This window comes from Nocardia wallacei (assembly GCF_029868745.1).
Taxonomy (GTDB): domain Bacteria; phylum Actinomycetota; class Actinomycetes; order Mycobacteriales; family Mycobacteriaceae; genus Nocardia; species Nocardia wallacei_B.
Genome location: NZ_JARWOP010000262.1, coordinates 21,674 through 29,149 on the forward strand (window position 1 = coordinate 21,674; position 7,476 = coordinate 29,149).

The following is a 7,476-nucleotide window of genomic DNA, read 5'->3' on the forward strand; positions in this document are numbered from 1 at the left end:
CGATCACCCGAAGCGCTGCTTCACCCAGTGCCGGACAGGCTCCTCGATCAAGGCGTAACTGGCGGCCGCCAGCGGCAGCGTGAAGGCGACGGTCAACGCGAGTACATGCAGGAAACTGCGCTGGAAGGGGATGAAACCGAAGATCGGGAACACCATGGCGAGCACCGCCAGATGCCAGATGAAAATGCCGTAGGACCAGCGTCCGATCGTGGCCGCCACCCGGCTCTCCAGCAGGCGATGCGGCCGACCGCCCAGGACCAGCGGCGCCAGCAGCCCGAATCCGACGATCGCGCCCAACCCCATCTTCATCGCGTACTGCCACGGCGCACCGCGTTCCAGCCCCTCCGGCCCGGCCAGATCGGTGGCCGACAAGACGAAGGCGATCAGCGCCGATGTCCACATGACCCAGCGGTTTCCGGTGATCCGCCGCCACCTCGCCGCCGACGGCCGCCCGGCACCGCCCTCGACCAGCTCCGCCAGCAGCATCCCGACCACGAACCACGGCAGGTAGCCGGGCAGCCAATTGTCGGAGTGGATGGCGTCGGGTGTGGGCACGGGAAGGAAGTTCCATCCCAGACTCAGCACTCCCAGCGCCAGCACCACGGGTATTCGCCAGTGCGCCAACGGCCCTCGCAATCGCAGCACCGCGAACGCCAGGATCGGGAGCACCAGATAGAAGGCCACCTCTACCGAGAGACTCCACATCTGGGTCAGCCCGTCGGTCAGCGTCAGCGGCACGAAGACTTGCAGCAGTGCGAGATTCGCGCCCCACACCCGCCACCCGGCCGAATGCGCCGCCGACGGCAGCAGGATCAGCACCGCGCACACCACCACCCAGTACGCGGGCAGAATGCGAGCCGCGCGATGCAGGAGATAGCGACGCGCGGACGGAGCCGTCCCGAGCCCGCGCGCGGCCGCGGCGTGCGGGCGCCACAGCAGAAATCCGGACAGCCCGAAGAACACAGCCACCGCCATGTCGAACCGGCCCCACACCCGGCCGAGCACGGGCATGCCCGTCGCCCCGGTCTGGAAGGCGACATGGGTGAGCACCACGCCGAGCGCCGCCAGCCCGCGCATTCCCTCGAGGGCGGGCACGAACGTCCGGCGTCCCGCGGGCGAATCGTGTGCGGCCGCAGGCGCCTCCGATGCCGATGCCGCCGGGGAGTCGACGGCAGGAGACCCGGTATGCGGTGTCACGGACGTGCTCATCGGGCTCCAGTCTGCCGCCTCCGCGCACGCGGCGATATTCCGCCGTAGGATTCACCAAATTTCGGGCCTCAGCTCGGCAGGCGAACGGACCGGACTGTTAGTGTCGGGGCTCACGAACGCCGCGCGCGGCCGTAGTGTTCCCGGAACGACCTGTTCGACGACGAGGAGAGTTTGCATGGCACTCAGTGCCGGAACCAAGAGGACGGTGGCCTGCCTGCTCGTGGGACTCGGCACGCTGCTGATCGTGGCAGCGCTGCTGGTCCCGACCTACGCCGTCGGCCAGCTGGCCAAGACTCCCCTCGACATCGAGATCACCACCATCGCGAAGAACAAGGCCGACGCGCCCAGCGAGGTCCTCGACTCCAAGTCGCTGACCTCGGGCGACGGCGCCGCGAAGGTCGATCAGAACGTCCGGCTGCTCTCGCAGCGGTTCCTCACCGTCGAGGATCCGTCGGACAAGTCGGAGATGACCATCCAGGCCGGTCAGACCTTGCGCAACATCGACAAGCAGGGCGACACCGGCCTGCTGAGCGCCACCATCGACCGCGTCACCGTGGACCGCAAGACCGGCGAGCCGGTCGACACCGACCCGAACGGTTCGATCGCGTCGACGGTGAACAGCAAGGGCGAGAGTGTCGCGGAGCCGGTGCAGCACACCGGTTTGCAGTACCGGTTCCCGATCGGCACCGAGAAGCAGACCTACCCGTACTTCGACATCAACGCGCGCAAGACCTTCGACCTGAACTTCGTCGAGGAGACCGAGATCAACGATCTGAAGGTCTACCACTTCCAGCAGCAGATCCCGGCCACCGATCTGGCCAAGGTCGCCAACTCGCCGACCAACCGGCTGGCGCTGCCCGCCACCAAGTGGGGCGTCGAGGGCGGCGACCAGACGATCACCATGGACCGCTACTACACCAACACCCGCGACATCTGGGTGGAGCCCGAGACCGGCACCATCATCAAGGGCTCCGAGCAGCTGCACATGTACTACGGCCGCACCGAGAAGCCCGAGGTCACCGCGTTGAAGACCACCCTGGTCTTCGATGACAACACGGTCACGTCGCAGGTCTCCGAGGCGAAGAAGTACATGGACGAGCTGTCGCTGTACCGCCGCATCCTGCCGATCGTGTTCGCCGTCGTGGGCGTGATCGCGCTGATCATCGGTCTGGTGCTGGGCCTGCGGGGCGGCGGTGACTCGGGTCAGCCCGGGCGGCTGGTGCAGCGGCGCCGGCCGAACGATCCGGGGCCGGGGGCCGATGTGGCCGACGCTCCGACGCAGCAGATCAATCTCAGCGGTAACCAGTAGGTCCTTCCGCTCACAGGTGGCTCCCCGTGCGAATGCCGGGGAGCCGCTTCGTTTTCCACGCCCGGCGGCTGTGGAATCAGTGGGCGGGATGGGGATCGCGGCTTCGGGCCGCGCGGAGCACGACCGTGACGATCACCGCGGTGGTAATCGCGGCGACCGCGGTGGCCGTGCCGATGAGCGCCGGTAGCGAGCGCGCGAGGGTCAGCATGATCGCGATCTCGACGGCCAGTCCGGCCCAGGTGACGGCGGCGGGCGCGGTGCGGTCGGCCGCGATCGCCGACAGGAGCGCGCCTTGCAGGAGAGCCAGCAGCGCGCCGTCGAGCGCGAACAACCAGAGCCAGTTCTCGATCGGCGCGTAGTCCTGTCCGGCGAACAAGGGAGCCAGCGGCGCACAGACGGCCGCGCCGATCACAGCCACCACGCCGATCGCCGACAGCACCCCCAGCGCGTCCCGCACCGCGCGAGTGGAATGCCGCGGCTGCGCCATCCGCGGATACAACACCACCCCCACCGCCTGCGGCAACCAGAACGCGATCTTGGTAGCGATCGCGCCGAACGCGTATCGCCCGGCATCCGCGTCATCCAGCACAATCCGGGCCACGATCAAATCGGCCGAAGACAACGCCATCAACGCCGCCTGCACCTGCGCGGCCCGCAGCACGGGCAGCACACCACCCCATCCCCCGGACCCGGAGTCCGTGGGCGAGTTCATGTTCACGGCAGCGCGTCTGGCGCCGACGGCGGCGGCCGCCAAGCCCAACGCGGTACCCCACAGGGCGACGGCCGCAGTACTTCCGAGGGCCAAAGCCACCAGCGCCGGGGCGACCCGGGCGATCCCCGCACCTCCGAGAACCATTGCCAGCGAACGAAACCGCCGCCCGCCCTGCAATACACCCTGCTCCCCCGACAGCAACACCAACATCGGCGCCGCGGCCAACGCACCCGCCGCGGCAACCCAACTCACGTGCAGCACCACCGCGACAACGGGAACCAGCACCGCGGCGATACCCGCCACGATCGCCGCACACCGCCACCCCAGCACCCGCACCACCGCAACCGGCGCACCCCGCACCAATTCCCGCGCCACCACATTCTGCAAAGCCAACGCCGGCACGGCGCAGAGCAACTGCACCGCCAGCAGACTCGCGAACTCGCTGTACCCCCCGACCCCGAGCCACCGCCCCGCCAGCAACTGCAACAAATACCCGGCAACATTCGCCGTCATCGCCCCCGCCGTAACCAACGTCAAATCCGCAACCACAGGCAGACGACGTTGACCAAGCACTCCGCCATGCTCCCACCCGCGCCCCACCCCCGACATCCGACCCGTCCGGGCCGACCCCCGCGGCCATACACCACCTGCTCCCTCTGATCGAGGTCGGCATGCGTCGCCGCGCTCGAGCGGGCGGTGGCGATGCGATTACCGACGCGCACTCGCCGATGCGGGTGCGGCGGGTAAGACCCAGGCGCGCTGGGTATCGACCGGCACGTAGGGTGGCTGAGCGTGATCGCGGGTGGCTGGGTGCGGGGCGGGCGGTGGGGCCGGATCATGCCCGCTGCCTACAGTCTCGTGCTGGCCCTGATTGTGGCCGGGCCGTTGCTCGGGCCCGGCTATCTGTTGTTGCGGGATGCGGTGAGCACGCCGCGGTCGTATCTCACCGATTCGGCGCTCGGGCTGGGGGATGCCGCGCCGCGAGCCGTGCCGCAGGACGCGCTGCTGGCCGTGGTATCGACGGTCGTGGATGGTGGTATCGCGGTCAAGGCCATCCTGGTGGCGGCGCTGTGGGCGGCGGGCTGGGGCGCGGCGATCCTGGCCCGCCGACTCCTCCGGGTGTCGACCGCACCCCAGTTGGTCGCGGCGACCGTGTCGATATGGAATCCCTACGTCGCCGAGCGCCTCCTCCAAGGGCATTGGAGTCTGCTGACCGGATACGCCGCCCTTCCCTGGACAGTGCTCGCGGCTCAGCGCATCCGTTGCCGGGCAACGCCTGAAGCGAAGTCCCAGAACGCCGCCACCTCAGCGGATCCCATTTCACCTTCGCTCCGGAGCGGCGAGCCCGGCACCGCCGAAGCCAGTCCGACCACCACACAGGGACGTTCGGACAGCGACGCATCGAAAGAAGCCACGCCGACCAGACAACCGGGTGCACGTCCCGAGGACACCTCCGATGCCACGTCTCCCGCACTCGGCAGCGGCCCTCTCAGAGCGGGCGCTGTCGCGGGGACGACATCTCGTCCCGCTACACGGAATCCGGTGGTTCGGGGCACGCCGGTGGTTTATGCGTGGCTAGGGTTGGGGGGCTGTCTCGCGGCGGCCGGGTTGACCCCTACCGGAGCGGTGCTTGCGGGGTGTGTGGCGCTTGTTGTGGCCGGGTGGCGAAATGTCGTTGGGGTGCTGGCGATTTGGTGTGTTGCCTCGGCACCGTGGCTGGTGGCGACCGCGTTGTCGGGAGCGGGGGCAGAGCCTTCGGATCCGGCGGGGGTTGCGGCGTTCGCGGCGCGGGCCGAGCCCGGGTTGGCGACCGTGGGAAGTCTCGCCGGGCTGGGTGGGATATGGAATTCGGATGCCGTACCTTCCTCGCGCACAACGTTGTTCGCGCTGGTGGGGACGGCCGTGTTGCTCGCGGTGGTCGCCGTGGGTGCACGGCGGGTGGCCGCGGTAGGCGACGCCGGCACTCGGCACGTTCGCCGGGCGCTGTTGCTGGTGGCGGTCGTGGCCGTGGCGCTGCCCGCGCTCGGCGCCACCGGCTGGGGACTGCGCATCGGCGAGTCGCTGGTTACCGGGATTCCCGGTGCCGGATTGCTCAGGGACACACAGAAATACGCCGCCTTGGCGATGCCCGCCTTCGCCCTGTGCGCCGCGGCGGGATGCCGAACCGTCGCCGGTCTGGGGCGGCGTTGGGGCGGCACCCTCGGAACACCCGCGACCGCAACATTTTTCATCGCCGCACTGGTACTCACACTGCCCGACCTCGCCTGGGGTGTCGGGGGCGAGTTGCGCCCGGTGCACTATCCGCCGGGTTGGCAGCGCGTCGCCGCGCTCGTCGACGGGCCGGGCGATATCGCGGTGCTGCCGGGCGGCATGTTCCGAAAGTTCCCGTACAGCGGGCATGCCCCCGTACTCGATCCGGCCCCGCGCATGCTGCCGCAGGACGTGCTGCAGACCGGTGAGCTGCCGGTTCGCGGTCGCGTGGTCAGTGGTGAGGGCGACCGCGCGCACGAGGTCGAGCGGTTACTGCTGCACGGCGGTGCGGTGCCCGACCTGGCCGCTCGCGGAGTCGGATGGGTGCTGGTCGAACGAAACACGCCGGGGCCACTGGGTGATTCCAAAACCACACTCGCCCAACTGAAACCGGTATACACTGACGCCGATCTGGCTCTCTATCGAGTACCGGGCGCGATCGATCCCACGACGAACTCCCAAGGCACGCACCGGCATATCGCCGCCGCGGCGCATCTTCTCTGGGCGTTGCTACTCGTCGTCGGACCTGCGACCCTGGTCGATCGGCGAATCCTGCGCCGCTTCCGAAATCCCTCGGCCCCATCGGCGCAGACCCGAACGCGCACGTGAAGCCCGAACGACGAGCTATTCCGGATCTTCCGAACGCCCGCCGACCAGACCCGACACATATCGCCCGCCGACCGCCGCCGCGAGCACCTCGAACACCCCGTTAGCCGTTTGCTCCCAGGAGAATTCGCGGGCACGGGCACGCGCCTTCTCGCCCATGACGGTGCGGGATTCGGCGGAGTCGAGCAGTTCACCCACCGCCTCCGCCAACTGAGCGGCGTCGTCGACCAGCATGCCGGTGACACCGTCCACCACCGAATCGGTGAGACCGCGCGAGCTGCGATAGCCAACCGTCGGTACGCCGTGCTGAGCGGCCTCGATCACGGCCAGACCCCAGCCCTCCTTGCGCGAGGGCAACACGTGAACCCAAGCGCGAGAGAGCAATTCATGTTTGCGGCATTCGTCCACGTGACCGTGGAAGGTCACCGCGTCGGCGATGCCTAGTTCGTGCGCGCGACTCTTCAGGTTGTCGGCCCACCAGCCGTCGCCGACCACGTCCAGTCGCAAGCCCGGAAGGGCGGGGCGCAACTCGGCTGCGACGGCCAGCGCGTCCTCGATCTGCTTGTGCGGCACCAGCCGCGACAGCACCACGATGCTCGGATGGGCCGTCCGGCTCCCCGGCGCTCCGGTCGGCGCCTGCCGCGGGATGGGCTCGGCGCCGTTGCGCACCACCGCGATTCGGTCCCGACTCACGCCCAGCCCCGCCAGTTCCTCCGCCGAGGGAAGCGACACCGTCAGATACTGGTTGCGCCGATGCACCCGCGGGGACATCCGCGACTCGATCCACCAGCCGATCCGCCCCACCAGCCGCCCGGCGACCGGCCATTGCTCGCGGTGCCCGTGATGCACGAGCACGACCGACGGCGCGCGGGTCGCGATCCGAGCGAAGAAGGGAATGCCGTTCTGCGTGTCGACCACCGCGTCGGGCCGCGCCCCACGCAACGGTCCGATACCGAACCGCCCCGCCGCCATCGCGACCAGCGCCCGCGGATACACGGTGTAGCGCCCCCCGGCCCGGCTGATATCGATCCCGTCGACCCGCTCACGTCGCGGAGCGCCGGAGTAGCGAGCGGTCCGTAATGTCACCTTCACCCCACGCGCGGCCAGGTGCGCACCGACCTGCTCGAGATACCGCTCGCTCCCCCCGCCCTGCGGATGCCCGGTATCCCGCCAGCACAGCAGCAACACCTCACGCACGCCCGAGTCCCCCGCCGCGCCCCGATCGACCCCACTGGCGCCACGCCCGGATGCGCCCCGCGCAACCGGATCGAGTTCGCGGGAGCCGGTATCGCGCACGGCACATCTCCAGGTGGTACTCGCTCGGACGTCTGACAGTTCGCTCCACCCTATAGCCCACTCCCAAGATCAGTGCGATCACCAGGGCGACCAG

Annotated in this window: 5 protein-coding genes; 2 read left to right on the forward strand and 3 right to left on the reverse strand. The window is 69.2% G+C overall.

All coding sequences use genetic code 11. The annotated features are described in order from the left end of the window. Positions 1–3: 3 nt before the first annotated feature. Positions 4–1,209, reverse strand: coding sequence for an acyltransferase family protein (locus QH470_RS23745; protein WP_280274569.1), 1,206 nt, complete (start codon positions 1,207–1,209; stop codon positions 4–6). Between the two features lie 175 nt (positions 1,210–1,384). On the opposite strand from QH470_RS23745, the gene pgfA reads away from it, so the two are divergent. Then, complete coding sequence (gene pgfA, locus QH470_RS23750) at positions 1,385–2,518, forward strand: cell envelope lipid trafficking protein PgfA (protein ID WP_280274570.1); 1,134 nt, start codon at positions 1,385–1,387, stop codon at positions 2,516–2,518. 76 nt (positions 2,519–2,594) lie between these two features. On the opposite strand, the gene QH470_RS23755 is transcribed toward pgfA, so the two are convergent. Further along, the gene (locus QH470_RS23755) at positions 2,595–3,743 is read right to left on the reverse strand and encodes a polysaccharide biosynthesis protein (RefSeq protein ID WP_280274571.1); all 1,149 of its coding nucleotides are present in this window, start codon (positions 3,741–3,743) and stop codon (positions 2,595–2,597) included. A gap of 324 nt (positions 3,744–4,067) precedes the next feature. Between QH470_RS23755 and QH470_RS23760 the strand changes: the two genes are divergently transcribed. Next, a complete protein-coding gene (locus QH470_RS23760) occupies positions 4,068–6,089 on the forward strand; it encodes an MmpA family trehalose lipid delivery protein (protein WP_280274574.1) in 2,022 nt (673 codons plus the stop codon). A 15-nt stretch (positions 6,090–6,104) separates the two neighbouring features. Here QH470_RS23760 and QH470_RS23765 read toward each other — a convergent pair whose 3' ends face one another. Beyond that, entirely contained in the window at positions 6,105–7,283 is a 1,179-nt protein-coding gene (locus QH470_RS23765) for a glycosyltransferase family 4 protein (protein ID WP_280274572.1), read from the reverse strand. Between the last annotated feature and the right edge of the window lie 193 nt (positions 7,284–7,476).